Source organism: Sphingomonas yabuuchiae, from assembly GCF_014199595.1.
In the GTDB taxonomy this organism is placed as follows: Bacteria; Pseudomonadota; Alphaproteobacteria; order Sphingomonadales; family Sphingomonadaceae; genus Sphingomonas; species Sphingomonas yabuuchiae.
This window is the reverse complement of the sequence record NZ_JACHNX010000002.1, coordinates 339,203-364,643: the sequence shown is the minus strand read 5'-3', so window position 1 is coordinate 364,643 and position 25,441 is coordinate 339,203. Positions and strand designations below refer to the sequence as shown.

The window sequence follows — 25,441 nt, the reverse complement described above, 5'->3', positions numbered from 1 at the left end:
CGTTTCGAGCTTGGCTCAAATCCTCTTTCCCTAACTTCCGGACCTTGCTCAAGCGTCCTGGAAAAACTGTCCAAAAGGTGGACCTTTTGGACGGTGCGTTTCAGATTGCCGTGCTTCAGCGGCCGCCAATTGTAACCATTGGCTCGTTCCCAATTCTCGCGCGGCGCTCCGCCTCGTGCTTTCTCATCATGGTTTCGAACTCGAATGTTCCGACGCGTTCGGCCGAGATGCCGAATGCGCGTGCGGTCCGGGCGCGGCTGGCCTTGTTATCATCGATCCAACGGCAGACGGCCTCTCGGAGCGCGTCGTTGACGTACTGGCGGGCCTGACGAAGATCGGCATCGACCTGCTTTGCATTCAGTCTCATTTTTCCTCCAAAGGTTAGTTCCTCTTTGGAAGATTCGAGCTTTCCCACACGCATCGCGCCTTCTGCGCTTTCCGTCGTCGAAGCAGTGCTGCCGGATTGAGATGCTTGCCTGCGCGGACTTCGCCGCACTCAGCATCCTGGATGCTGCCGTCCAGTGCGAGAATTCCGGGATGGCGGGCATAAGGCCAATGTCCGCATGATCGAGACCGCCGCAGACGGAACATGTTCGCGAAGGGTTTTTGCCCAGTACGGTCGGTGGGGGTGGCGTCGTTGTGCAGTCCGAACTGCTCACCGCCTCCACCCTCACCTCCCTTTACATGGGAATGAAAACTTAAGAATTCGTTAACGTGCGGACCGATTTGCGACGAGCTGTTAAAGGGGCGCTGGCTGGTGAAGGACGCGTCATCCGCTTTTTAACCGAAGGAGAATAGTCCCGCCTGGGAAAGCGGGAGAATGAGAATATGACCGATGAGAGCTGGACGATCCGTGCGCGGGAGGGGCATTATCGCGCCGTTGACGCCGCTTCGTATGACCATTCGATGGACTATGCCATCAACGGCCTGATGCCGGCCACCGGAGCAACCATTTGGTTCGGTGCCGGATCGACCGGTAAGACCCAGCTACTTCTCTGGATGGCCGCGCATATGGCCGCTGTCGGCAATGCTGTCCCAGACCAATGGCTGGGGGCAGACATATGCGTTCGCGGAAACATCCTCGTGCTGACGGCCGAGGACCTCCGCGAGCACCTCCTTCAGCGGATCAGCGCGATTTCCCGGCAAATGGTGAAGGAACTGGGCGGCACCCACGCGGACGCGGCGGCTATCTGCGGCCGCATCCACGTGATGGCGTTCCTCAGCATGACGGACATCGAGTTCCCCGAACCGAACGCCTGTCTGTTCGAGCGCGGTCCAGGCGGTCGCTGGCAACCCAGTCCGGTCCTCAAGGGGGTCGAAGGCTTTCTCGAGGACTGGAACGCTCGCGTCGAGGAGGAAGGCCGACCGCATGACCGGATCGTCGGCGTCATCCTCGATTCTGCCGTATCCATGGCGGGCTTCGAACTGGCGAATTCGGAAGCGACGACGAACTTCCTCTTCTATCTGAACCGCCTGTCTCGGCGGCAGAAAATGTTCTGGGCGGTGATCGGTCACACGCCCAAGGACGCCGCGAAGCGGGCAGATGACGCCGCGATCGAGCGACTACGCGGATCCGCCATGTGGTCAACCACACCGAGGACGGTCGTTGAAGTCCGCCTCGCCGGTGACGCAGAGGACATGAGCAGTGTCCGCGCCGCGATCCCCGATCTTGGGGACCGGGACATCGTCATCGTGCAGGTCGCGAAAGCCAATTCCGAGGGTGCGGACCTTACGCCTCGTGCTTTGCTGCGTCGCAAAGACGGGGCCTACGACAACATCACGTCGACCTATCCCGAGATGTTCGGCAAGTCGCCGACCCGCCGCGGCGCGAAGGCTCATACGCCGGAGCTTCGGAAGGCGATGGTAGCCCTGCTGGAAGGGCTTACGGCCGGTACACCCGGTAAGCCGCTGTCCCGAGACGACGTAAGGACGGCGTTTATGGCAGCGCAGGCCGATAATCCCATCCTCGGCACGATCGGCGATGTCGCTGACTCCCAGTCCGCGAAGTCGGCAGGCACGCTCCCCTACGAACTGTCCGCAATGAAGAAGGACGGGCTGATCGATATCAGCGCAGGCAAGATCAAGATGATCCGGGGAGTGATACCTCTGACATAGGTAGCTGCCTGATCATCCGATGCCGGCCAGGCCGTAAAGCCTGTGTACGGCGGGAACCGCCGTCGGTTGTCGTCGGAGGGCAAAATCGTCTGCTCGCCTTCCGGATGAAGTTTCAGCCTTCGCCAGCTTGTGCATGCGCAAGCTGGCTATTTTTTTGCTCGGTACAGGAATGACGGTCGAGCGTCGTCATGCCCGTACCGAGTAAGATGCACAGATTGGAAGGTCAGGATTGCCGTGGGTGCAATTTCACCCCGGAGGAAAATTTGGAATATCACGATCTTTCCGATCGTATCGAAGTGGCGACCTTTCAACGACAGTCCATGAGCGCGGCGTTGAGTGCTGTCGCAGTCGAAGAACAGGATGCATCGCGATCCGCTACAACAGGGCCAGAACCCGAACTCGAGACCTTCGTCCGAGCTTGGGCACGCCTGGCCGCCGTACGCGACCTGCGGGCGATCGGCCGGAGCCGGTCGGAATGAGGACGGTCATCTACGCCCGCTTCTCCAGCCATTTGCAGAACAGCCGGTCGATAGAAGACCAGATCGCCATCTGCCGGGAGCGTGCCGATCACGAAGGCTGGAGCGTCGTCGAGGTCTTCACCGACTATGCGATCAGCGGCGCGGCAGGGATCACCGAGGAGCAGCGACCGGGCGTCGCCGCCATGCTGGCACGGGTAAGGCTAGGCGACATCGACCAAGTGCTCACCGAATCCACCGACCGACTCGCGCGACACCAGGGTGACAGCCACCACATCCGAGAGCAGCTCGAATATCACAACACCCGCCTGTTCACCCTGACGGACGGGGTCATCACCGAAATCAACGGCGCCATCAAGGGCCTGATGGACTCGCAGTTCCGCAAGGAACTCGGTGCCAAGATCAAGCGCGGCCAGCGTGGTACCGTGTCCAGCGGTCGCTCGCCGGCCGGCCTCGCCTATGGCTACCGGACAGCCAACCAGATGGATGCCCGCGGCCGTCCGATCCGGGGCCTGCGCGAGATCGACGAGGAGCAGGCGGAGGTCGTCCGCCGCATCTTCCGCGAGTTCGCCCGCGGTCTAGCCGCACGGACGATCGCCGCCGGGCTCAATGCGGACGGCATCAAGGGGCCTCGTGGATCGCACTGGCGAGCTTCAACGATCAACGGTGACGGTCGACGTGGCAACGGTATCCTGCGCAACGAACTCTATGTCGGCCGGCTGGTCCACAACCGTACCAGCAAGGTGCCCGAGCCGGTTTCCCGGACGGTCCGCATCCGCGTCAACGTCGTTGAGGACCGGGTCGTCCATTCAGTCCCCCACCTCCGCATCATCGATGACGAGACCTGGGAGGCGGTTCAGGCGCGGCGACGGTCCTATCACGGCGTCAAGCTGCACCGGACCGTCCGTCCGCGTCGGATGCTGTCGGGTCTCGGCGTCTGCGGTCTGTGCGGCGAGGGCTGGATCGTCATCGGGACCGAGCGGTGGGGCTGCACCAAGCACAAGTCGGACGGCAGTTGCACCAACAACCGGCAAATCACGACCGAACATTACGAGCGTCGGGTGCTGGCTGCCTTACGCCAGCGGATGCTCGACCCGGCGTTGGTCGAGGTCTTCGTGCGCGAGTACCACGCTGAATATGCACGCCGCGCCGCCGACAGCCGCCGGGACGAAGCGCGTCTCCGGAAGCGCCTGACGGCCGCACAGGGGCAGGTGAAGCGCTTGGTCGCCGCCATCGCCGCCGGCGGTCAGGAGTTCGCCGACATTCGCGAAGCGCTCGCCGAAGCTCGGGCCGAGCAGGACGCCGCGGAACGTGCCCTCGCCGAGCTCGAGGCGATGCCCGTCGTCGCGCTGCATCCTACGGTCGCCGCCGACTATCGCGCGCAGGTCGAACGGCTGAACGAAGCGCTCGCCGATCCCGAGGCCCGGCTGGAGGCAATCCCGGCGCTGCGCGAACTGATCGACCGCATCGTCCTCACGCCCAATCCGGACGGGCGCGGTGTGCGGATGGAGGTCGAGGGACGGTTAGCCGCGATCATCGATCTTGCCAGCGGCAAGTCGGCTCTGGAGGAACGACTGTTTGTTATGGAGCGGGTGAAGGGAATCGAACCCTCGTATTCAGCTTGGGAAGCTGCTGCTCTACCATTGAGCTACACCCGCGTCGTGGTGCTGCCTATTCAAGCCATGGGAATTTGGCAAGCGGGTGGGGCCAAATTTCTTCAAGGTTGTCAGCCCAGGATCGACTGGCCCAGCGCCATGGTCTTTCCGTTGGTTACGATCACCCGGTCGCCCAGTTTCGCCGCAGCGAACAGCTTTTTGGCAAAGCCGGTGGGTACGCCGATACAGCCATGGGTGGCGTTGCCGTAGCGCACATCGCTGGCGTGGATGGCGACGCCGTCATTGGTCAGCCGCAGCATATAAGGCATGGGCGCGTCGTACAGATTGGAGACGTGGTCCGCGTCCTTTTGCAGGATGGGAAACACGCCGAGCGGCGTCGGCATATTGTCCGCGCCATAGATGATCGCAGCCGTCCCGATCTCATAGCCGTCGCGGAAAATCGAGACGACCTGCGCGGCCAGATCCACCGTGATGACGATGGGGCCGCCGGGTGCGTCGCTTTCGTCCCATACAAAGTCGCCGTGCTTCAGTGGCCCCTTCAGGTCCAGGATACGGCGGACGACGAAGGGCGCGGACGTCGGAGTAGGCGAGGGGGCCGCGATCGGTGGCCTGGAAAGGATGCGGGGCGCTGTCGTCTTGGCGGGCCGGGGCGCGTCATCGCGAGCGGCATGGCGGGCCAGCATCACGCCGCCACCCGCTACGCCCAGAAGTATGGCTCCAGCCAGAATTTGCAGCGCTCTCATCCTGCGCCTTCTACCACCCCTTCTTCAATAAGGGGTTAGCGGATTTCGACCGTGACATGGCCTAGTGCGGCCATCCCCTCCAGCCGCCGATGGATCGTCGCGCTGGTCAGCGCCGTGTCGATGCCCTCGACCGAGAGGACCACGGCATGGGCGGTGGGTCCGATCCGCCAGATGTGGAAGTCGTGGATGCGCAGGTCGCCGGGTGCCTCCACCCGGTCGCGGACCTGGCCGGCGAGCTGGGGATCGGCCGCGTCGAGCAATACGGTCGAGGCCTGGCGCATCAGTCCGACCGACCAGTTGGCGATGACCGCCGCCCCGAGCAGCCCGACCGCCGGATCGAGCCAGACCCAGCCCAGATAGCGCCCCGCCACCAAAGCCAGGATGGCCATGACCGAGGTCAGCGCATCCGCCAGGACATGGATATAGGCCGCGCGCATGTTGGTGTCGCCGCCATAGCGGTCATGCGAATGCCCCTGATCATGGTCATGATCGTGATGATCGTGCGAATGACCATGGCCATGGGAGTGGCCGTGGCTATGCCCGTGGCCATGGCCGAGCAGCCAGGCGCTGGCGATGTTGACCAGCAGGCCCAGTACCGCGACGAAGATCGCATCCCCGAACGCAACCGCATGCGGATCGGCCAACCGCATGACCGACTCATAGGCGATGCCCAGCGACACCAGCCCCAGCACCATCGCCGATCCGAAGCCCGCCAGTTCGCCGACCTTGCCGGTGCCCCAGCTATAGCGCGGATTGGCGACATGGCGCTTGGCATAGGAATAGGCGATCGCCGCGATCCCCAGCGCCCCGACATGGGTCGCCATGTGGAAGCCGTCGGCGAGCAGCGCCATCGATCCGGTCAGATAGCCCGCGACGATCTCGCCGACCATCATCCCCGTCGAGAGCCATACCACCAGGCGGGTGCGGCGCGCATTCTCGTCATGGGCATGGCCCAGATAGTCATGGCTATGCGTATTCATGGGGGCGTTCACGGGGCTGTTCACGGCAAGACGATCCTCGATCGGCAATCAGCGGAAATGACGGCGGAGCAACTTGGCCAGCTCGGTGGCGGCGGCCTTGCGTTCCTCGTCGGACAGGTCGGGGGCTGCGACATGGGCGTGGAGGTGGTCCTCGACCAGTTCGTCCATCAATCCCGCCACCGCGCCGCGAACGGCCGCGACGAGATGCAGCGTCTCGGCGCAATCGGCATCGGCCGTCACCGACCGCTCGATCGCCGCAACCTGTCCCGCGATCCGCCGGACGCGCGCGATGATCTTTTCCTTGCTGGTAGTGACATGCGCCATAATGGATAGGGGTATAGGGTATATGGCAGTTTCGATCAACTGGCGGGTTGCATATCCGCTGCGGCATCCGTCAGAAGGGCTGCCATGAAGAGCAAAGGTACGGGCATGATGGGAAAAATTCGGCGTGGGGGTTTGATAGCGGTGGCATTGACCGCATCCGCCCCAGCGGCGGCGGAGTCGATCCTGTTCGTCGGCAACAGCTTCACCTTCGGCGCGCATTCGCCGGTCATGCGCTATCGCCCCGATCTGGTCCGCGACTTGAACCGGGAAGGCATTGGCGGCGTGCCCGCGCTGTTCAAAACCTTCGCGAAGGAAGCGGGCCAAGACTGGCAGGTCAGCCTGGAAACCGCCCCCGGTCGCGACCTCGCCTATCATTACGAGCAGAAGCGCAAGGAGATCGACCGGCGCTGGGATGTCGTCGTGCTACAGGGCTATAGCACCCTCGATGCGCAGCGGCCGGGCGATCCGACGCGTCATGCCGAGGCCGCGGGGCTGCTGACCGCCATGCTGCGCCGGGCCAATCCACGCGTTCGGGTGGAACTGGTATCCACGTGGAGCCGCGCGGACCTGACTTATCGTACCGCCAGTCCCTGGCGTGGCAAGCCGATCACGGCGATGGCGGACGATCTGGCGGTCGGAAATGCCTTTGCCGTGCGACGCTATCCTGAAATCTCGGGCACGATCCCGGTGGGACAGGCATGGAACAGGGCCTGGGCGGAGCGGGTCGCCGATCCGAACCCTTATGACGGCATCGCCTTCGGACAGGTCGATCTGTGGAGTTGGGACCAGTATCACGCCAGTGCGGCGGGCTATTATCTGGAGGCGCTGGTCGTCTTCGGAAAGATCACCGGGTTCGACGTCCGGCGGCTGGGCGAACAGGAGCGGGCGGGCATCGATCTCGGGCTGGAGCCGCGTCTCATCGGCCGGTTGCAAGCGATCGCCCATGCCGAGGTCACGGCCGTCACGCTGTAACGATTGCTCCATTGCGCACCGTGACCGGCCAGGGCGTCAGACGCTGTCCCGCGCAGGGGCCGCCCAGACATTGGCCGTCCGCCATATCAAAGATCGCACCGTGCCAGGAACAGACGATCCGCTCCCCATTCGGGGTCAGATAGGCGTCCAGTTCCTGCGCCAGCGGCAGGCCCATATGCGGGCAGCGGTCGACATAGCCTTGGACCGCTTCGCCGCGCCGCACGACGAAGCCGTGAAAACGGCCCGCCCGCATCTGGAGCACGAAATTGCGCGCCGCCCCGTCGGCGATGGTATCAAGCGCGCCGAGCGTGATCCCGGCGGGCGTGGCGGTCAGGCGTTCGTCGCTCATGCCGCGTCGCCCTGAACCTCGGGTGATGCCTCGGGCACCCGTTCGCGCAGGCGCTGGGCCGCCGCGACGAGCAGGGGAAAGGGCGACAGGTCGACCGCGAACCGCTGGGCATTATAGACTTGCGGGAGGATATGGCAGTCGGCCAGCGTCGGCATATCGCCATAGGCATAGCCCGCGCCGTGCCGCTCGATCTGCGTCTCCAGTGCGGCGAAACCCTCCGTCACCCAATGGCCGATCCAGCGGGTTGTGGCGGCTTCGTCGGCACCCATATCCTGCCGCAGCATCGTCAGGACGCGCAGGTTGTTGATCGGGTGGATATCGCATGCCACGATCGCCGCCATCGCCCGCACCACCGCCCGCCCGGCACTGTCGCCGGGAAGGAGTGGCGGATCGGGATAGCGTTCCTCCACCCATTCTAGAATGGCGGGGCTCTGAATCAACGGGCCGTCTGGCCCCTCCAGCACCGGCACCAGGCCCTGCGGCTGGAGCGCGCGATAATCGGCGGCACGCTGCGCCCCCGTACGCAGATCATGCGCGACGCTGGTATGGGACAAGCCTTTCAGTGCCAGTGCCAGCCGTACCCGATAGGCGGCACTCGACCGCCAATAGCCGTGGAGCGTCAGGCTCATAGGGGCAGCTTGGCCTTGGGAAAGTCCTTCCATACCGCGTCGTAATCGAGTTGCGCATGCGACAGCGCATGGGTCGTCGGGCGATAGGGCCAACAGCTTTCGACCATGAAGGCCATGGTGCCCTCGATCCGATGCGGCTTCAGCTCCGCGTTGCTCGCTCCCTGCCAGCTGGCGAGGTCGGGACCATGACCCGCCATCAGATTGTGCAGCGACAGGCCGCCAGGTTGGAAACCCTCCGCCTTGGCGTCATAGGCGCCGGTGATCAGGCCCATCGCCTCCGACATGACGTTGCGATGGAACCAGGGCGGACGGAACGTGTCCTCCGCGACCATCCAGCGCGGCGGGAACAGGACCAAATCGGCATTGGCGCGGCCGGGCACGTCGCTGGGTGAGGTCAGCAGGGTGAAGATCGACGGATCGGGATGGTCGAAGCTGACCGTGTTGATCGTGTTGAAATGCGACAGGTCGTAGCGCCAGGGCGCGAGATTGCCGTGCCACGCCACCACGTCGAGCGGGCTGTGGTCGAGCGTCATCGTCCAGAGCGAGCCGAGGAATTTCTGGACCACCTGGGTCGGCTCGTCGCGATCCTCGAACCAGGCGACCGGTGTCTCGAAATCGCGCGGATTGCCCAGCCCGTTCGCGCCAATGGGGCCCAGATCGGGCAGGCGGAACAGGCTGCCATGGTTTTCCGCGACATAGCCCGCCGCCTCGCCATCGGGCAGTTCGACACGGAAGCGGACGCCGCGCGGGACCAGCGCGATCTGGCCGGGAGCGATGTCGATCCGGCCCAGCTCGGTCAGGATGGCCAAGCGGCCCAATTGCGGCAGGAAGACGAGCTCGCCGTCTGCATCGACGAAGACGCGATCCATGCTGCGGTTGCAGGCATAGACATGGACGGCGACGCCCTCCAGGTCAGCCGGATCGCGGTTGGCGAGCATCGTCGTCATCCCGTCGATCCAGTCGGTGCCCGGCGGCGTCATCGGTGCCGGATCCCAGCGCAGGCGATTGGGGGGCAGGGGGCTGTCGCTGGTGCCGGGCGCGAAACCCGGCGCGCCGTCATAGGGCTCGTAGGGTGGATGCTCGGCGGTCGGGCGAAGGCGATAGAGCCAGGAGCGACGATTTTCGTGACGCGGCGCGGTGAAGGCGGTGCCGGACAGTTGCTCGGCATAGAGGCCGTAAGCCGGGCGCTGCGGCGAATTGCGACCGATGGGGAGGGCGCCGGGAACCGCCTCGGTCGCGACGTGGTTGCCAAAGCCGGGGATGTAGGATGTCGTCATCTCTTTTCCTCTCCACAACACGCCAGCGCGTCAGACGCGGCCGAGCCGCGCCTTATGCGCTGGCTCGGCCGCGCTCGCGCACCTTCGTGCGCGCATCGGCGGATGCTTATGCATCCACCGTGATGACGCCGCGCCGGATCTGGTCCAACTCGATGCTTTCGAACAAGGCCTGGAAATTGCCGTTGCCGAAGCCTTCATTGCCCTTGCGCTGGATGATCTCGAAGAAGATCGGCCCGACCATGTTCTCGGTGAAGATCTGGAGCAGGATGCCCTCTTCACCGACATTGCCGTCGATCAGGATACGGTTCTTGCGTAGCCTCTCCAGGTCCTCGCCATGGTTGGGCACGCGCTTGTCGACCAGTTCGTAATAGGTCTCGATCGTGTCCTGCAACCGGACGCCGCGCGCCCGCAGCTTTTCCACGGTTTCGTAGATATTGTCGGTCGTCAGCGCGAGGTGCTGGATGCCTTCGCCATTATATTCGCGGATGAACTCCTCGATCTGGCTCTTCTCGTCCTGGCTCTCGTTCAGCGGGATGCGGATCGCCTTGTCGGGGGCAATCATCGCTTGGCTGAACAGGCCGGTCGCCTTGCCCTTGATGTCGAAATACTTCTGTTCCTCAAAGCCGAACAGCTTGGAGTAAAAACCCGACCAGGTGCGCATCTCGCCGCGCCGGACATTGTGGGTCAGGTGGTCGAGCAGGTCGAGCCCGACATTGTTCTCCGCCTCAGCCTGCTGCCAGCCTTCGATCTCGGTCCAGTCAGCGAACAGGTCGCTGCCTGCCTTGACCAGGTAAAGATAGCTGCCGCCGATCCCTTCGATCGCCTTGGCATCCGGGGTCAGGCACCCGCGCGTCGCGTCGACCGGGGTGGCGCCGCCCTTGACCGCATGGTCGAACGTCTCGGCCGGATCGGCGACATAGAAGCCCATGCCACTGGCCGAGGGGCCGTGCTCAGCGCGGAAGTCTGCCGCTTGGCCCTGCTCCTCAGCGTTGAGCAACAGGGTGATGCGGCCCTGCTTGTACCGGGTAATGGCCTTTTGGGGATGACGGTGCGTCGGCACGAAGCCCATCGCGTCGAACTGGCGCGCCAGCGTATCGGGCTCGGGCGTCGTGAATTCGCAGAATGCGAAGCCGTCCAGGCCCAGCGGATTGTTCGGGGTGGTTGCCATGACGTCCAACTCCTGATCCAGTATCTTCCGTTACCAGATCGCAGAATGGGGAATTGGTGTCAAATGTTACGATCTCGCGAATTGCGGCTGGATGGCTTCCTTCCCTATCGCCTGTCGATCACGTCCAATCTGGTCAGCGACCATATCGCCAGCGCCTATCAGCAGCTGTTCGGGCTCACGATTCCCGAATGGCGGCTGATCGCGATCGTCGCGGAGGAGGGCGCGGTCGCCCAGTCGGCGGTGTGCGAGCGCAGCCGGATGGACAAGGTGACGGTCTCGCGCGCGGCCATCGCCATGGTCGGGCGCGGTCTTCTGGCCCGCAACGCGCATGACGGCGACCGCCGGTCGCACCTGCTGGTCCTGACCGAAGCGGGGCGAGAGCTTTACGCCGATGTCGCGCCCAAGGCGCTGGAGCTGGAGGCGCAGCTATTTGCCGGGTTTACGCCGGACGAACTGGAGGCGTTCGTGACCATGCTCCACCGGATCGATGCCGTCGCGTTGGCGCAGCGCGCTCAGCCCAGGATCGAGCGGTAAAGCTGAAGATAGCGATCGGCCATGCGGTCGACCGAGAAGCGGTCGGCCGCCACCTTTCGGCAGGTCGCCCGGTCGATCTCGCCGATCCGGCCGACCGCTTCAATCGCCTGTTCGACGTTCTCAACGAGGAAGCCGTTCACCCCGTCCTCGATCAGTTCCGGCATCGATCCGCGCCGGATCGCGATGATCGGCGTGCCGCAGGCCATCGCCTCGACGACGGACAGGCCGAACGGCTCGTCGAAGTTGATGAGGTGGAGCAGTGCCTTGGCGCGTCCGAGGGTGGCAGTGCGATCCGCGCCACCGACCGGACCGCGATAGACGATGCGGTCGTCATCGACATGGGGGCGGACTTCGCGCTCCCAATAGCCCTCATCCTGCACGATGCCCGCCATAATCAGGCGGCGGCCGGTGGCCTGGGCGACGGCAATCGCTTCGGCGACCCCCTTGTCCGGGTGGATGCGACCGAAGAAGAGAAGGTCGTCACTACCTATTGAATTGAATTGAAAATCCTCCATTGGAATGCCGTGATGGATGGTGTCGGCATAGTGCAGGCGGGGGTGGCGATCCGCGTCCGAGATCGCGACATAGTGCACGCGTTCCTGATACGGCTCGTACATCGGCATGATGCGCTCCGACGAGAAGCCATGGATGGTCGTCACCATCGGGGTGTCGACCAGTCCGGCAAAGGCATGCGCCGGAAAATCGGCCTGATTGTGGACCAGGTCGAATTCGCCCGCTCGCTCGAACACGGCGGCGAGATGGCGCATCTCCCACACCTTGGCATCGACGCTCGGGTCTTCGGAATAGGGGGCGGGGACGGGGCCAGCCAGCGTGGCGGCGGTGATGCTGTCTTGCGTCGCAAACAGCGTGACGTCGACGCCGCGCGCGACCAGTGCTTCGGTCAGCAGGCTCGTCACCAGTTCCCAGGGGCCATAGGCGCGCGGCGGGGTGCGCCACGCGATCGGGGCAATCATCGCGATCTTCATGCGGGCGTGTCGACTTTCAGGATCAGGCCCTCATCGGGGCGCAAATGGGAAGGCGTATCGCTCGGCAGATTGCCGAGCGTCGAGAGAATGGGGCGGCCGGTCAGGCTTAGACGCGCCGGCTCCGTACCGAGGTTGAGCGCGACGACGAAGCGTTCACCATCCTGTTCGCGCTCATAGGCGAGCACAGAACCCTCCGCCTCGATCAACCGGATCGCTCCGATGGCCAGCGCCGGGCTGCTCCGCCGGAGCGCCAGCAAGGCGCGGTGAAGGGCCAGCATAGAGTCGGAACCGGCCAGTTCGTTGGCGACGTTGCGCGCTTGCCAACCGGCTCCCAATGGAAGCCATGGCTCACCGGCCGTGAAGCCGCCCTGCGGGCTGTCATCCCATGGCATGGGCGTGCGGACGGGATCGCGACCGAGTCCCAGGCCCGGCTCGCGCAACTCGCGCGGATCGCGGACACGGTCGGGCGGAATGACGCCATTCTCCATGCCCAACTCGTCGCCATAATATAGCGTCGGCGTTCCGCGCAGCGTCAGCAGCAGCATCGCCGCCACCCGCGCCTGGGCCGCCCCGCGCTTTGTCGCGCTGCGCGGGCGGTCATGGTTGCCGAGCACCCAATTGGGCCAGCCTCCGGGGGGGAGGGCGGCTTCATATTCCGCGATCATCCGCGCCAGATGGCGGGCATCCCAGGGTGCGTCGATCAACTGGAAGTTGAAGGGTAGGTGCACGCCCTCGCCATGTTGTCCATAATAGCGCATCAGCCGCTCGACCGGCAGATAGATTTCACCGATCAGCACGCGCTCGTCACCTTCGCGGCCGAATGCATCGGCGATAGCACGCATGTCGGCGGCGATGTCGTGGACCTCGGGCTGGTCGGTCGAATGGAGCTGGAACACCCGGTGCATCTCGCCCGTCGCCGGGTCCCAGTCCGGATTGAGTGGATTGTCCGGGAAGCCCGCATGTTTGACGATGTGCCACAACACGTCGATCCGAAACCCGTCGACCCCGCGCGCGAACCAGAAGCGCAGCACGTCGAGCATCGCCGCGCGAACCTCCGGGTTGCGCCAGTTGAGGTCGGGCTGTTCCTTCAGAAAGGCGTGGTAATAATATTGACCGGTCGCCTCGTCCCAGGTCCAGGCGGGGCCGCCGAAGTCGCTGATCCAGTTGTTGGGCGGGCCGCCGTCCGGGACTGCCTCGCGCCAGATATACCAGTCGCGCTTGGGATTTTCGCGGCTCGACCGGCTTTCAAGAAACCAGGGATGCTGGTCCGAGCTGTGATTGGGCACGAAGTCGAGCAGCAGCTTCAGCCCGCGCGCATGGGCCGAGGCCAGTAGCGAGTCGAAATCGGCCAGTGTTCCGAACCGGCTGTCGACACCGCGATATTCCGCCACATCATAACCGAAGTCGGCCATAGGTGACGGAAAGATCGGGGAAAGCCAGATCGCATCAATGCCCAGATCGACGAGATAATCGAGGCGCTGCTCGATCCCACGGAGGTCGCCGATGCCGTCCCCATCGCTGTCCTGAAACGACCAGGGATAGATTTGATAAAGGACCGCCGACTGCCACCAGGGCCGCGCATTCATGCGAACAGGCCCTTCGGCAGGCGGGTCATGCGGCAGGCCAGATCGGCCTCGCCGCTCGCCACCAGATAATGGTCGCCCATATCGACGATGCCGGTGGAAAAGACGACCGGCGTCGGCAGATACATCTGATGCGCGATCGACGCGGTCAGTTCGGGCGCGGCCTCCATGATCGGCTGATCGTCGGCGAGGCGCAGGATGCGGGTGGGTTCGTCCTTGTCGAGCAATGCCCAGAAGCTGCGATAGATGCCGACCGACTCGCGCCGCTCGACACCGTGATAGAGGGTCAGCCAGCCATGCTCGGTCAGGATCGGCGGCGTGCCTCCGCCGACCTTCATCGCCGATACCGAGTCCTTCATCGCCGATACCGAGTCCTTGCGCGCCCGGATGCCGGGTGCCTCCAGCGGCTTCCAGTGCAGCGCATCGGGCGAGGTCGCGAAATTGATCGACGGTCCGCCGACAAAGGGGCTGTCGTCGGGATAGGCGAAATACACTTCACCCAGCGGCCGGGTCAGTGCCATGAACCGGCCGTCGACCAACCCCTCGAAAAACAGCATGTCCTTGTTCTGATGGTCGAGGATGATGCCCGCCAACCGGTAATCCAGGCCGTTGTCCGAGATATGAAGCGTCGTCGAATGCCGCTCGGCCGACACCGAGCAGGTCGTCATATACCAGCGGTCACCGACCCGGCTGATCCGGGCATCTTCTACGCCATAATCCTGCCAGGTCGCGGCCGGTTCGATCGCCTTATCATAGTGGACGGCGACGATCGTCGAGCCGTCCGCCGATAGCTCGACCGGCAACAGCCATGACAGAGAGGTCAGGGCGAGAATGCGGTGCGCGCTGCCGCGAATGGCGAACTGGCGGGGGTCAGTCATGTCGACCGCCGAGAGCGGGTAGCGGTCGAGGACATAACCAGTGGTCGTCCAGCGGATTGCACGGACATGATCACCATCGACCGGCTGGCTCAACGCCTCGGCCACGCGAACCATCAGCAGGATGTTGCCATTGGCCAGCCGGGTCATGCCCGGATTAAACGCCCCCAGTACATAGGTCGGCTCGGCTATGCCCCGCCGAAGCGGCGAGCGGGACAAATCGACGTCATCGGGGCGGAAGATCAGCAGGTCGTCGGACATGGCGCGCCAACGCCTGCTATACCCTCGCGTTCCCAATGAAGATCGCGCCCCGTCGCTCAACCCGCCGTCGCGACCTTCAGGAACACGGACCAGCGATGCTCGAAAAAGGCGTCCGGCGTCATGCCGTTGAAGGGGTCGGGGAGATCGAACTGCATCCGGCGGCTTGGTCCGTCGAGAATGTCGGCCAGCAAACTGAACAGCGCCAGCGCGCTGTCGTCACGCCGCAACAGCCCGGCATCCTGCGACGCCTGGATGCAGGCGATGATCGGATCGGCCAGCACGCGATCCCAGGTCGCGAATCGCTGACGCAATTCTTCGGAGAAAATCGCCTCCGATGTCAGAAAAGCCATGAACCGGACCGAGTCCGGCTGGACACAGAAAAAGAAGAAGCGGCGGGCGGAATTCTTCAACCGCTCCAACGGATTGGCCCCGCTGCTGTCGTCCAGCATGGTCTGGTTCAGCCGGTCGAGGTCGCGCGTCACCACCGCGTCGAGCAGTGCCATCTTGCCTGCGTAGCGGCGATAGATGGTATGCTTGCTAACCCCCACGGATAAGGCAATTTCTTCCATCGAGGTGCCCTCGATTCCGCGGCTGCAGAACGCCTCTCGCGCGCCGGAAAGAATGATATCGTCAATATGCTGCGCCTGCTCGCGGGTCGGGCGTCCGGCGGTCCGTTTCGTGACTGTCATATTCCCCTCTTGCGTCCTCCCACGGCATTGGTCAAATTTAATTGCACCTGGTCGTTGCTTTTTCGCAGGTGCGAAGTACAGGGGAACTTAATGACCGAAACGTCATGTGCTTCAGGGAGTTTCACGGGATGTCCAAATTTACCGTCCTGGGGTCGTCGCTCGCGATGGCATTGGCGCTGGTGGCGTGCGGGCAGGAAGCGTCGCAGCAGCAACAGGCTGCTCCGCCACCGCCCCTCGTCACCGCAATCACCGTTCAGTCTGCTGCCGTTCCCAACATCATCGAGCTGCCCGGCCGGATCGAGGCGATCCGCACCGCCGAGGTCCGGGCCCGGACCGACGGTATCGTCGAGGCGCGGCTGTACCGCGAAGGCACCGACGTAGCCGAGGGTCAGCCTCTGTTCCGCATCGACCAGCGCGATTATCGCGCGCAGGTGCAACAGGCCCAGGCTGCGCTGGCACGGGCCGAGGCGGCACGGGTGAACGCCGCATCTATCGTCCGCCGTTACCAGCCGCTGGTGTCGGAACGCGCGGTCAGCGCGCAGGAGTTCGACGCGGCCCAGTCGACGCTGCGCCAGGCGGATGCCAGCGTCGCCGATGCTCGCGCCGCCTTGTCGCGTGCGCAGTTGCAGCTGAGCTACACCATCGTCCGCGCGCCCATCGCCGGTCGCGTCGGTCGCGCGCAGGTGACCGAGGGCGCACTGGTCAGCGCGACCCAGGCGACGCCGCTGACCCAGGTCGACCAGCTCTCGCCGATCTACGCCGTCTTCACCCAGTCGAGCGCGGCGCTGAGCGAGTTGATCCAGCAGGCGCGTTCAGGTGGTCTGGCGCTACCCGACCTGTCGCACATCACCGTGCGCCTGACGCTGGAGGACGGATCAGAATATGGTCCGACCGGCCAGCTCGACTTTGCCGGGCAGACGGTGGATCCGACGACCGGTAGCCAGCAACTGCGTGCACGCTTCCCCAACCCGACCCGCGCCCTGCTGCCCGGACAGTTCGTCCGCGCGCATGTGAATGCAGGCACGATCCGCAACGGCATCTCGGTGCCGCAGCGCGCAGTCCAGCTAAGCAACCAGGCAGCCTCGGTCATGGTGGTCGATGCTTCAGGTACGGTCCAGTCGCGCCCGGTCACGCTGGGCGGTCAGGTCGGCAGCAACTGGGTGATCCTGTCCGGTCTGAACCCGGGCGAGAAGGTCATCACCGAGGGCTGGCAGAAGGTACAGCCGGGCCAGAAGGTCCGCATCGGGCAACCGGGGCAGCCCGGCGGCGCGCAGGCACAGGGGCAGGCGGGCGGTCAGCCTGCCACAGGCCGCTGATCGCCGGAGTAGAGCATCATGAACCGCTTTTTCGTCTATCACCCGGTATTCGCCTGGGTGATCGCGCTCTTCATCGCGCTGTTCGGTGTGATTTCGCTGCGGCTGCTGCCGATCGAAAGCTATCCCTCGGTCGCGCCGCCCGCGCTCAATCTGGCCGTCAGCTATAACGGTGCCGATGCCGAGGTGATGGACCGTTCGGTGACCGCAGTCATCGAAAAGGAACTGAACGGCGTCGACAATTTCCTCTACATGGCGTCGACCAGCCGTTCCAACGGCACCGCGCAGATCACGGTCACCTTCAAGCCGGGCACCGACCTGGACGTGGCGCGCACGCAGATCCAGGACCGCCTGAGCCGCGCCGAACCGCGCCTGCCGCAGGAGGTTCGCGCGCTTGGCATCCAGGTGACTGAGGGCTCGGCGGGCTTCCTCGAAGTCATCACGCTCAGTTCCAAGTCGGGCAAGACCAGCCCGGTCGAGATGGGCAACTTCGCCGAGAATAATATCCGCAATGAGCTTCGCCGTATCGACGGCGTGGGTGACGTGCAGTTGTTCGGCTCGCCCTATGCGATGCGTATCTGGCTCGATCCGCAGAAGCTGGCGGGCTATAGCCTGTCGGCGTCGGAAGCGCTGGCCGCCGTGCAGGAACAGAATAGCCAGACGGCGGGCGGATCGATCGGTGCGCAGCCGCTGAACCGTACCGCCGAGTTCACCGCGCAGATCATCACTCAGAACCGCTTCGCCACCCCGGAGCAGTTCCGCCAGATCATCATCCGCGCGAACCCCGACGGTTCGGCCATACGCCTGGGTGATGTGGCGCGCGTCGAGCTGGGCAAGGACAATTACGGTTTCCGTCTGACCCTGAACGGCAAGGAGACCGTGGGTCTGGCCGTCCAGCTGGCCAGCGGTGCGAATGCGCTGGCGACGGCGGACGCGGTTACGGCCAGGATGAAGCAGCTTCAGACAAGCTTCCCGGCCGATGTGACGTGGAGCGTGCCCTTCACCACGACGCCGTTCATCACCGCCTCGGTCGACAGCGTGATCCATACGCTGGTCGAGGCGATGATCCTCGTCTTCCTGGTGATGTTCCTGTTCCTCCAGAACTGGCGCGCGACGCTGATCCCCGCGATCGTCGTGCCGATCGCTTTGGGCGGGGCCTGTATCGGCCTGCTGGCCTTCGGCTTCTCGATCAACACCCTGTCGCTTTTCGGCATGGTGGTGGCGATCGGCATCCTGGTCGACGACGCGATCGTGGTCGTCGAGAATGTCGAGCGTATCATGTCGGAGGAGGGGCTGAGCCCCCGCCGCGCGACCGTGAAGGCCATGGGCCAGATCACGGGTGCGATCATCGGCATCACGCTGGTGCTGGTGGCGGTGTTCATCCCGATGGCGTTCTTCCCGGGCTCGACCGGCGGTATCTATCGCCAGTTCTCGGTGACGCTGGCCGTGTCGATCTTCTTCTCGGCCGTGCTCGCGCTGACGCTGACGCCTGCGCTGTGCGCCACCCTGTTGAAGCATGAGGATGCGCATCAGGAGGACCGACGCGAACCCAAGCCGGGCGTGCGCGGCCTGCCGCAGCGTTTTTTCAATTGGTTCAACGACAAGTTTGGCCGAGGTACGGAGAAATATACGGGCGGCGTGAAGCGGATGATGTCGCGGCCGGTCCGCTGGCTGGCGGTGTTCGCCGTCGTCGTCGTGATCACCGGCCTGATGTTCACCCGCATCCCCGGCGGCTTCCTGCCGACCGAGGACCAGGGCTATATCTTCGTATCCTATGACGCGGCACCCGGCGCGACGCTGGAGCGGACGGGCGAGGCGATCACCAAGGTCGAGAAGTTCCTGCACGACCAGTCGCAGGTGTCGGACATCGTGTCGGTCGCGGGCTTCAACTTCTTCGGTCAGGGCCAGGCGGCGGGTATCTCGTTCGTCAACCTGAAGCCCTGGCACGACCGCAAGGGGACCGAGAACAACTCGACCACGCTGGTCGGCAAGACGATGGGCTTTGTCCAGTCGATCCCGGAGGCGACCATCTTCGCGCTCGACCCGCCGCCGATCCAGGCGCTGGGCAATGCGACGGGCTTCTCGATGAAGATCGAGGATCGCTCGGGTCTGGGCGCCGCGGCGTTGCAGCAGGCCCAGGGCGCGATCCTGGCCAAGGCGTCGCAGAACAAGGCGCTGATGGGCGTTCGTCCCGAAGGTCTGGGCCCCGCACCGCAGCTCTACGTCGATATCGACCGTATCCAGGCGCGCGCGCTGGGGCTTCAGATTGCGGATGTGAACCAGACACTGTCGATCGCCTTCGGCTCGGCCTACGCCAACGATTTCGTTCGCGAAGGCAATGTGTTGCGCGTCTATCTTCAGGCCGATGCACCGCAGCGAATGTCGCCCGAGGACGTGCTGGCGCTCCGCGTCCGCAATGCGCAGGGCAATATGGTGCCCTTCTCGGCCTTCACGAAGGTGCGGTGGCAGAACGGGCCGCAGCAGCTGGAACGCTATAACGGCTATCCGTCGCTGACCGTCTCGGGCATGGCCGCGCCGGGCCAGTCGACCGGCACCGCGTTGAAGCAGATGGAACAGATCGCGCGCGAGGTGATGCCGGCCGGCATGAGCTTCGAATGGACCGGCACGGCCTATGAAGAGCAACAGGCGGGTGGCCAGATCGGCCTTTTGCTGGGCCTGTCGCTGGTCGTGGTCTTCCTCCTGCTCGCAGCGCTCTACGAAAGCTGGGCGATCCCGCTGGCCGTGTTGCTGGTGGTGCCGTTCGGCGTGCTGGGCGCGGTGTTGATGACCATCTTCCGGGGCTTCTCGGCGGACGTGTATTTTAATGTGGGTCTCATCACGATCATCGGTCTGGCCGCCAAGAACGCGATCCTGATCGTCGAATTCGCAATCGAGGACGAAGAGGGCGGCCGTTCACCCTTCGAGGCGACGCTGGAGGCGGCGCGCCAGCGTCTGCGTCCCATTCTGATGACCAGCCTTGCCTTCATCCTGGGCATGGTGCCGCTGTTCATCGCGACGGGGGCGGGCGCGGCCAGCCGTCGGGCGGTTGGCACCGGCGTCATGGGCGGCATGATCGCGGCGACGGCATTCGGCATCTTCTTCACGCCGGCCTTCTACATCGCGGCCAAGAAATGGCTGGCGCGCGAGCATGACCATGAGGCGGCGGATGCCGAGGAGGAAGCGCGCGAGCGTGAGGCACGAACCGGCGAAGAGGAGGGCCCGGCCCATGCGTAAAGGGATTTCCCGTGCCGCCGCCATGTTGGCGCTGACCAGCGCGCTGGCGGGCTGCAACCTGGCGCCGCAATATCGCCAGCCGATCGCGCCCGTCTCCGCCACCTATCCCGAGGCGGTGAGCGGTACGCGGACGGCGGCCGAGATCGGCTGGCGCGAGTTCTTCGCCGACGAACAACTCAAGGCTTATATCGCCGCCGCCCTCGCCAACAACCGCGACCTCGCTCAGGCGGTGGCGCGGGTGGCGCAGGCGCGGGCGCAGTACCGCATCCAGGATGCGCAGCGCCTGCCCGCGCTGGACGCCACGGCGGGGGCAGCGCGGACGCGGGTGCCGCTCAACTCGCTGGGCTTCGGCAATGCGATCCCCGGCGCGGGGGATGCGCAGAACCCGACCTCGATCACCTATAATCAGTTCTCGCTGGGCGCGCGGGTGTCGAGTTTCGAGCTGGATTTCTGGGGCCGGGTTCGCAACTTGGCCGAGGCGCAGCGGCGGCAATATCTGGCGACCGTCGAGGCCGAACGTGCCTTCCGCCTGTCGCTGGTCGGACAGGTCGCCGCGACCTACCTCCAGATACGCGCTGCCGAAGAACAGATCGCACTCGCAGAGCAGACCGTCACCAGCCGCCGTGAGGGGCTGGGCATCGCCAAGCGACGGATGGATGCGGGCGTGACGTCCAGTGTCGATTACGACCAGGCGGCAGCCCTGCTGACCCAGGCCGAGACGCAGTTGGCCGAGCTTCGCCGTACCGTGGCGCAGTCGCAGAATTTGTTGACCGTGCTCGTCGGCGGCCCGATCACCGCGCCGCTGCCCGCCGGACGGCGGCTGGGTGACCAGAACCAGTTCGCCGCGATCGAGCCGGGCCTGCCCTCCGCACTGCTGGTCAACCGGCCTGACGTTCTTCAGGCCGAGCAGCAACTGCTCGCCGCCAACGCCAATATCGGCGCGGCCCGCGCGGCGTTCCTGCCCAGCATTTCGCTGACCGGACTGGCGGGCTTCGTCTCGCCTGCGCTCAGCAGCCTGATCGACGGCAATTCGACGCAATATCAGGTGCAGGGTGCGGCCCTGTTACCGATCTTCGATTGGGGCCGCCGCAACGCGCAGTTGAAGCTCAGCCGGGCGCAGGCGGACGAGCTGACCGCCGCCTATCAGCGCACGGTGCAGGGTGCGTTCCGCGAGGTGGCGGACGCACTGGTCGCCCGCCGCCGCTATGCGGAGCAGATCGAGGCGCAGACCCGCGCCGTCGACGCGCAGCGGCGGCTCGCCCGGACGGCGCGGCTTCGCTACACCAACGGCATCGCCATTTATCTCGAAGTGCTGGATGCCGAGCGCAACCTGTTCTCCGCCGAGCAGCAATTGCTGACCCTGCGCAGCGCGGCGCTCCAAAACGACGTCACCCTCTATGTCGCGCTGGGCGGTGGCCTGCGCGAAGGCGGAGTGGCGACCACGGTTCCCGCGTCCGGCTAAATCCCCGAACCCCCGGCCGGTGCGGTCGAGCGAGGGGCGTACGGGTCCTCTCCCCGTGCGCCCCTTTGCTTTGTCTGACGGAGCGCCTAACCGGCGCAGGATGCGACGGGAGAGCACTATGACGGGTTGGACGATCGGGATCATCGGCGGCTCCGGCCTCTACGCGATCGATGCGCTGGAGGATGTCGAGACACTGGTGCTCGACACGCCCTGGGGCGCACCGTCCGACACGCTGGTGCGCGGGCGCATCGGGGGCGTGCGTTTCGTCTTCCTGCCGCGCCATGGCCGGGGGCATCGCCTGTCGCCGACCGAGGTCAATGCGCGCGCCAATATTCATGCACTGAAGCTGGCGGGGTGCACCGACGTGCTCGCCATCTCGGCCATCGGCTCGCTGCGAGAGGAATTGCCGCCCGGCCATTTCGTCGCGGTCGACCAGTTCATCGACCGGACCGTCCACCGCGATACCAGTTTCTTTGGCGAAGGGCTGGTCGCGCATGTCTCGATGGCCGATCCGGTCTGTCCGCGCCTGTCGACCCTGGCGGCGCAGGCGGGCGAGCGGGCCGGGGCCAGCATGGTCCATGGCGGCACCTATCTCGCGATGGAGGGGCCGCAATTCTCGACCCGTGCGGAAAGCCATCTGTATCGCCAATGGGGCGCGGACGTGATCGGCATGACCGCCATGCCCGAGGCAAAACTGGCTCGCGAGGCGGAGCTTCCCTATGCGCTGATAGGCATGGTCACCGACTATGACTGCTGGCGCGAGGACGAGGCGCATGTTGAGGTTGATGCGATCCTGGCACAGCTCAGCCGAAACGCGGCGACCGCGCGGGCGCTGGTTGAGGAACTGGCCCCCATGTTGCCCGAAGAGCGGACCGCCTCGCCGATCGATACCGTGCTCGATCAGGCGCTGATCACCCCTAGCTCGCATGTGGATCGGGCCAAGGCGGATAGCCTCGGCCCGATCGTGTCGCGTGTCCTCGCCACACGAGGCGGTTAAGAATCAGTCCTCGACGATCTGGCTGTTCTTGCGGGTGTCGCGCATCCGCAAGTAAACGATCAGCGAGATGCCGATCATCGCAGTGACATACCAGTAGAAGCCCTGTTCGAAGCCCGCCTTCTTGAACAGCAGCGCAACCGATTCCGCCGTGCCGCCGAAAATGGTATTGGCTAGCGCATAGGGCAGGGCGACGCCGAGGGCCCGGATATGCGCCGGGAACAGCTCGGCCTTCACCACGGCGTTGATCGAGGTATAGCCGGTGACGATAATCAGCGCGCCCATGACCAGCGCCCCCGCGACGATCGGATCGCGCGTCGTCTCCAGCGTCGAGAAGATCGGATAGGTCAGCAGCACGCCCGCGATGCCGAATGCGACCATCAATGGCTTGCGTCCGATCCGGTCCGACAGGCCGCCCGCCACCGGCTGGAGCAGCATGAAGACGAACAGGGTCACGGCGTTGATCTGGCTGGCGACCTCACGGCTGAAGCCGCTGGTGTTGACCAGGAACTTCTGCATGTAGATCGAATAGGCATAGAAGGCGAGGGTGCCGCCCGCGGTCAGCAGCATGACCGTCAGCGTTTCCTTGGGATGCTTGGTGAACAGCTGAACCAAACCCGACTTGGGCGCGCCATCCTTCTTGGCGTTCTTAAAGCTGTCGGTCTCGGCCAGGCCACGCCGGATATAGAAGACGACGACCGCCAGTACCGCGCCCACGGCGAACGGGATGCGCCAGCCCCATTCGTCCAGCGCCGCCTCAGACATGGTCGATTGTAGGATCAACAGCACACAGATGGCGAGCAGCTGGCCCGAGATCAGCGTGACATATTGGAAGGACGAGAAGAATCCGCGCCGATCCTTGCCCGCCATTTCGGACAGATAGGTGGCACTGGCGCCATATTCGCCGCCGACCGACAGGCCCTGCATCAGGCGCGCCAGCACCAGCAGCGCCGGGGCGGCCAGGCCGATCGTCTGGTAGCCCGGCGTGACCGCAATGATCAGCGAACCCGCACACATCAGCGTGACCGACAGGCTGAGCCCCGCCTTACGGCCCCGGCTATCGGCGTAGATGCCCATGACCCATGCCCCGATCGGCCGCATGATGAAGCCGACCGCGAACACGGCCGCCGCGCTCAGCAATTGCGCCGTGCGATCCTCCGACGGGAAGAAATGCGGGGCGAAATACAGAGTGAAGGCGGAGTAGACATACCAGTCGAACCATTCGACGAGATTGCCGGTCGAGCCACCTATGATGGCCTTCAACCGCTCGCGCCCGGGATCGGCGGTGATACTGGTCATGTCATACTCCCCTTTTACAGTTTTCGGCTTTTTCGCCTTGTTAGAAGCGGAAGCTCAACCATCCTGCCCAGAAATCCGAGCTTTTCAGGTTGGCGCGTTGCAGCACCGTGTCCGCCTTGAAATGTTCGTAACGGCCAACGAACGAAAGACGCGGCGTTATGGTCCATGTCGCCTGAAGACGGGCGACCTCGGCCACCTTCTTGCCGCGGACATTCTGCGTGCCCGGCAGCGCCGAGCCGTTGGCGCGGTACACCGCGTCGAACTCGTCGGGCCGCCAGGCAAAGCCATATTCGGTCGCCAGACGCACGCCCTTGATCGGCGAGAAGGTGAAGTTCGGTGCGGTGTACAACAGGTTGGTCGGCGTCAGGAACAACCCATAGCTATAATAGATGTTGTTGCCGAACAGGCCGTTGGTCGTGTTCAGCTCGCCCGTCCGCTGATAGGCACCGCCGCCCTAGCCATAGTCGAAATGCACGCCGACCCGCGGCGCGTCCGGCTTGTTACCCAGGCGATAGGTCTGGGCGATGAACGCCTGCCACGCCTCGATCGAACGGTTGTTGAAGGTGCCGCGCTGGTTGTTGACGGTCCAGTCGATATTGACCGGCCCGGCATCGCCATAAGCGTGGAGGCCGAGAAAATAGCGTTCCTCCAGCCCGGTCGTCGGACCCCAGACCGCCCGGCGGTTGCGGAGGCGCCAGATGAACGGATCGAGGTACAGCTTGGACCCGCCGAACAGCTTGGGCGACAGGCGGAAGCCGAAGGTCGCGCCCGAGAAGCGCACGTCCGGGTTGGTCTTGTCGTCGCTTATGCCCTGAAAGCCATAGGTGACGTAGTTCAGGTCGAAAATGTCGACGCGGGCATCCTTGCCGCGCGCATAGGCGCGAACGCCATCCAGCACAAAGAACAGCGTGTTATTGTCACGACCGACCGTCAGCAGCTGCGGCCCGTCGAAGAATTCCTGGCGACCGGCGCGCACGCCGACGTCCAGGCCCAGCGCCTTGCCCTTCACCTCGGCGAAGAGCTGCTGCACCGCCAGCTGGTTGCGCAGATTGCCGCCCGGTGCGCCAAGGTTGATGCCCTGGAGTTCGGCGCGGCCGAGTTCCCCGAAGACACGGAAGTGATCGCCGAGGTGGAAATCCGCGCCGCCGACAATGCGGGCAATATCCTGACGCTGCTGCTGCACTTCGCGGAGGTTGGGATTGGTGGTGATATTGACGCGGGTGCGAAGCTCGCCCGAGAAGGTGACATAGGACTTGCCGTCCTCGGTCAGCTTCACGCATTTCAGGGCGTCGATAAAGTCGTCGCGCTTGGACGGATCGCAATATTTGCGCCAGTCCTCGGCCCAGCGGGACTGATTATAACCCGCCACGGTGTTGCCATCGCCCGCCGCACTGGTGGGATAGGCGGTGCTGGCAGGGCTGGCGGGTTCGGCAGCGGCCTTCGGGGTGACGGTCTGTGCCATAGCCGGGGAAACGGCAACCCCCATCGCCGACACCATGGCGGTGCCGACAAGCCATAGAAACTTCATGGAAAATCCCCCTCAATCAAACCAATATGTCGTC

Annotated in this window: 22 protein-coding genes, 1 tRNA gene and 2 pseudogenes; 9 read left to right on the top strand and 16 right to left on the bottom strand. The window is 64.6% G+C overall.

What is annotated here, in order from left to right; genetic code table 11:
- Positions 1–115: 115 nt before the first annotated feature.
- A complete protein-coding gene (locus GGQ89_RS04890; protein WP_206362763.1) occupies positions 116–415 on the bottom strand; it encodes a hypothetical protein in 300 nt (99 codons plus the stop codon).
- A 413-nt stretch (positions 416–828) separates the two neighbouring features.
- Here GGQ89_RS04890 and GGQ89_RS04885 point away from each other — a divergent pair, with 413 nt between their 5' ends.
- The 3 genes and pseudogenes from GGQ89_RS04885 to GGQ89_RS04875 form a co-directional block, all read left to right on the top strand.
- Positions 829–2,115, top strand: a complete 1,287-nt coding sequence (locus GGQ89_RS04885) for an AAA family ATPase (RefSeq protein WP_184104501.1) — start codon at positions 829–831, stop codon at positions 2,113–2,115.
- A 206-nt stretch (positions 2,116–2,321) separates the two neighbouring features.
- A complete protein-coding gene (locus GGQ89_RS04880) occupies positions 2,322–2,594 on the top strand; it encodes a hypothetical protein (RefSeq protein ID WP_184104499.1) in 273 nt (90 codons plus the stop codon).
- Positions 2,591–3,610 (top strand): annotated as a pseudogene (locus GGQ89_RS04875) (recombinase family protein); the annotation flags it as partial. The gene GGQ89_RS04880 and the pseudogene GGQ89_RS04875, both read left to right, overlap by 4 nt.
- Positions 3,611–3,664: 54 nt before the next feature.
- On the opposite strand, the gene GGQ89_RS19960 reads toward GGQ89_RS04875, so the two are convergent.
- The 5 genes from GGQ89_RS19960 to GGQ89_RS04855 form a co-directional block, all read right to left on the bottom strand.
- Positions 3,665–3,946: a hypothetical protein gene (locus tag GGQ89_RS19960; protein ID WP_240456498.1), complete on the bottom strand. Its 282-nt coding sequence runs from the start codon at positions 3,944–3,946 to the stop codon at positions 3,665–3,667.
- Between the two features lie 229 nt (positions 3,947–4,175).
- Positions 4,176–4,249 (bottom strand) — tRNA-Gly (locus tag GGQ89_RS04870).
- Between the two features lie 68 nt (positions 4,250–4,317).
- Positions 4,318–4,950 carry a L,D-transpeptidase family protein gene (locus tag GGQ89_RS04865; RefSeq protein WP_240456497.1) on the bottom strand — a complete coding sequence of 211 codons (633 nt, stop codon included), beginning with the start codon at positions 4,948–4,950 and terminating at the stop codon, positions 4,318–4,320.
- Between the two features lie 35 nt (positions 4,951–4,985).
- Positions 4,986–5,930: a CDF family Co(II)/Ni(II) efflux transporter DmeF gene (gene dmeF, locus GGQ89_RS04860; protein ID WP_184104497.1), complete on the bottom strand. Its 945-nt coding sequence runs from the start codon at positions 5,928–5,930 to the stop codon at positions 4,986–4,988.
- Between the two features lie 48 nt (positions 5,931–5,978).
- Positions 5,979–6,254: a metal/formaldehyde-sensitive transcriptional repressor gene (locus GGQ89_RS04855; protein WP_056435008.1), complete on the bottom strand. Its 276-nt coding sequence runs from the start codon at positions 6,252–6,254 to the stop codon at positions 5,979–5,981.
- 141 nt (positions 6,255–6,395) lie between these two features.
- Here GGQ89_RS04855 and GGQ89_RS04850 point away from each other — a divergent pair, with 141 nt between their 5' ends.
- The gene (locus GGQ89_RS04850; RefSeq protein WP_338112336.1) at positions 6,396–7,226 is read left to right on the top strand and encodes a PEP-CTERM sorting domain-containing protein; all 831 of its coding nucleotides are present in this window, start codon (positions 6,396–6,398) and stop codon (positions 7,224–7,226) included.
- On the opposite strand, the gene GGQ89_RS04845 is transcribed toward GGQ89_RS04850, so the two are convergent.
- From GGQ89_RS04845 to hppD, 4 genes are all read right to left on the bottom strand, one after another.
- Complete coding sequence (locus tag GGQ89_RS04845; protein ID WP_184104495.1) at positions 7,216–7,575, bottom strand: Rieske (2Fe-2S) protein; 360 nt, start codon at positions 7,573–7,575, stop codon at positions 7,216–7,218. The genes GGQ89_RS04850 and GGQ89_RS04845 overlap by 11 nt on opposite strands.
- Positions 7,572–8,204: a maleylacetoacetate isomerase gene (gene maiA, locus GGQ89_RS04840; protein ID WP_184104494.1), complete on the bottom strand. Its 633-nt coding sequence runs from the start codon at positions 8,202–8,204 to the stop codon at positions 7,572–7,574. The genes GGQ89_RS04845 and maiA overlap by 4 nt, the downstream gene beginning before the upstream one ends.
- The gene (gene hmgA / locus GGQ89_RS04835) at positions 8,201–9,481 is read right to left on the bottom strand and encodes a homogentisate 1,2-dioxygenase (protein WP_184104492.1); all 1,281 of its coding nucleotides are present in this window, start codon (positions 9,479–9,481) and stop codon (positions 8,201–8,203) included. The genes maiA and hmgA overlap by 4 nt, the downstream gene beginning before the upstream one ends.
- 106 nt (positions 9,482–9,587) lie before the next feature.
- Positions 9,588–10,649, bottom strand: a complete 1,062-nt coding sequence (gene hppD, locus GGQ89_RS04830) for a 4-hydroxyphenylpyruvate dioxygenase (RefSeq protein WP_184104490.1) — start codon at positions 10,647–10,649, stop codon at positions 9,588–9,590.
- 63 nt (positions 10,650–10,712) lie between these two features.
- Between hppD and GGQ89_RS04825 the strand changes: the two genes are divergently transcribed.
- Positions 10,713–11,183, top strand: a complete 471-nt coding sequence (locus GGQ89_RS04825) for a MarR family winged helix-turn-helix transcriptional regulator (RefSeq protein ID WP_184104488.1) — start codon at positions 10,713–10,715, stop codon at positions 11,181–11,183.
- Here GGQ89_RS04825 and GGQ89_RS04820 read toward each other — a convergent pair.
- From GGQ89_RS04820 to GGQ89_RS04805, 4 genes are read right to left on the bottom strand one after another with little or no spacing between them, the layout of a single operon-like run.
- Positions 11,162–12,169: a glycosyltransferase family 4 protein gene (locus tag GGQ89_RS04820; RefSeq protein ID WP_184104486.1), complete on the bottom strand. Its 1,008-nt coding sequence runs from the start codon at positions 12,167–12,169 to the stop codon at positions 11,162–11,164. The genes GGQ89_RS04825 and GGQ89_RS04820 overlap by 22 nt on opposite strands.
- Positions 12,166–13,755, bottom strand: a complete 1,590-nt coding sequence (locus GGQ89_RS04815; RefSeq protein WP_184104484.1) for an alpha-amylase family glycosyl hydrolase — start codon at positions 13,753–13,755, stop codon at positions 12,166–12,168. Before GGQ89_RS04815 ends, GGQ89_RS04820 begins: the two co-directional genes overlap by 4 nt.
- Positions 13,752–14,888, bottom strand: a complete 1,137-nt coding sequence (locus tag GGQ89_RS04810; protein WP_184104482.1) for a glycoside hydrolase family 130 protein — start codon at positions 14,886–14,888, stop codon at positions 13,752–13,754. Before GGQ89_RS04810 ends, GGQ89_RS04815 begins: the two co-directional genes overlap by 4 nt.
- A gap of 56 nt (positions 14,889–14,944) precedes the next feature.
- On the bottom strand, positions 14,945–15,577 hold the full coding sequence (locus tag GGQ89_RS04805; RefSeq protein WP_056434992.1) for a TetR/AcrR family transcriptional regulator: 633 nt from the start codon (positions 15,575–15,577) through the stop codon (positions 14,945–14,947).
- 128 nt (positions 15,578–15,705) lie between these two features.
- Here GGQ89_RS04805 and GGQ89_RS04800 point away from each other — a divergent pair, with 128 nt between their 5' ends.
- The 4 genes from GGQ89_RS04800 (at position 15,706) to mtnP (ending at position 22,583) form a co-directional block, all read left to right on the top strand.
- Positions 15,706–16,893 carry an efflux RND transporter periplasmic adaptor subunit gene (locus GGQ89_RS04800; RefSeq protein ID WP_184104480.1) on the top strand — a complete coding sequence of 396 codons (1,188 nt, stop codon included), beginning with the start codon at positions 15,706–15,708 and terminating at the stop codon, positions 16,891–16,893.
- Positions 16,894–16,911: 18 nt separating this feature from the next.
- Positions 16,912–20,124 carry a multidrug efflux RND transporter permease subunit gene (locus GGQ89_RS04795; protein ID WP_184104478.1) on the top strand — a complete coding sequence of 1,071 codons (3,213 nt, stop codon included), beginning with the start codon at positions 16,912–16,914 and terminating at the stop codon, positions 20,122–20,124.
- Positions 20,117–21,586: an efflux transporter outer membrane subunit gene (locus GGQ89_RS04790; protein ID WP_184104476.1), complete on the top strand. Its 1,470-nt coding sequence runs from the start codon at positions 20,117–20,119 to the stop codon at positions 21,584–21,586. The genes GGQ89_RS04795 and GGQ89_RS04790 overlap by 8 nt, the downstream gene beginning before the upstream one ends.
- A 118-nt stretch (positions 21,587–21,704) precedes the next feature.
- Positions 21,705–22,583 (top strand): S-methyl-5'-thioadenosine phosphorylase, encoded by an 879-nt coding sequence (gene mtnP / locus GGQ89_RS04785; protein WP_184104474.1) that lies wholly within the window; start codon positions 21,705–21,707, stop codon positions 22,581–22,583.
- A 3-nt stretch (positions 22,584–22,586) separates the two neighbouring features.
- Here mtnP and GGQ89_RS04780 read toward each other — a convergent pair whose 3' ends face one another.
- Positions 22,587–23,879: an MFS transporter gene (locus GGQ89_RS04780; RefSeq protein ID WP_184104472.1), complete on the bottom strand. Its 1,293-nt coding sequence runs from the start codon at positions 23,877–23,879 to the stop codon at positions 22,587–22,589.
- 40 nt (positions 23,880–23,919) lie between these two features.
- Positions 23,920–25,341 (bottom strand): annotated as a pseudogene (locus tag GGQ89_RS04775) (alginate export family protein).
- Between the last annotated feature and the right edge of the window lie 100 nt (positions 25,342–25,441).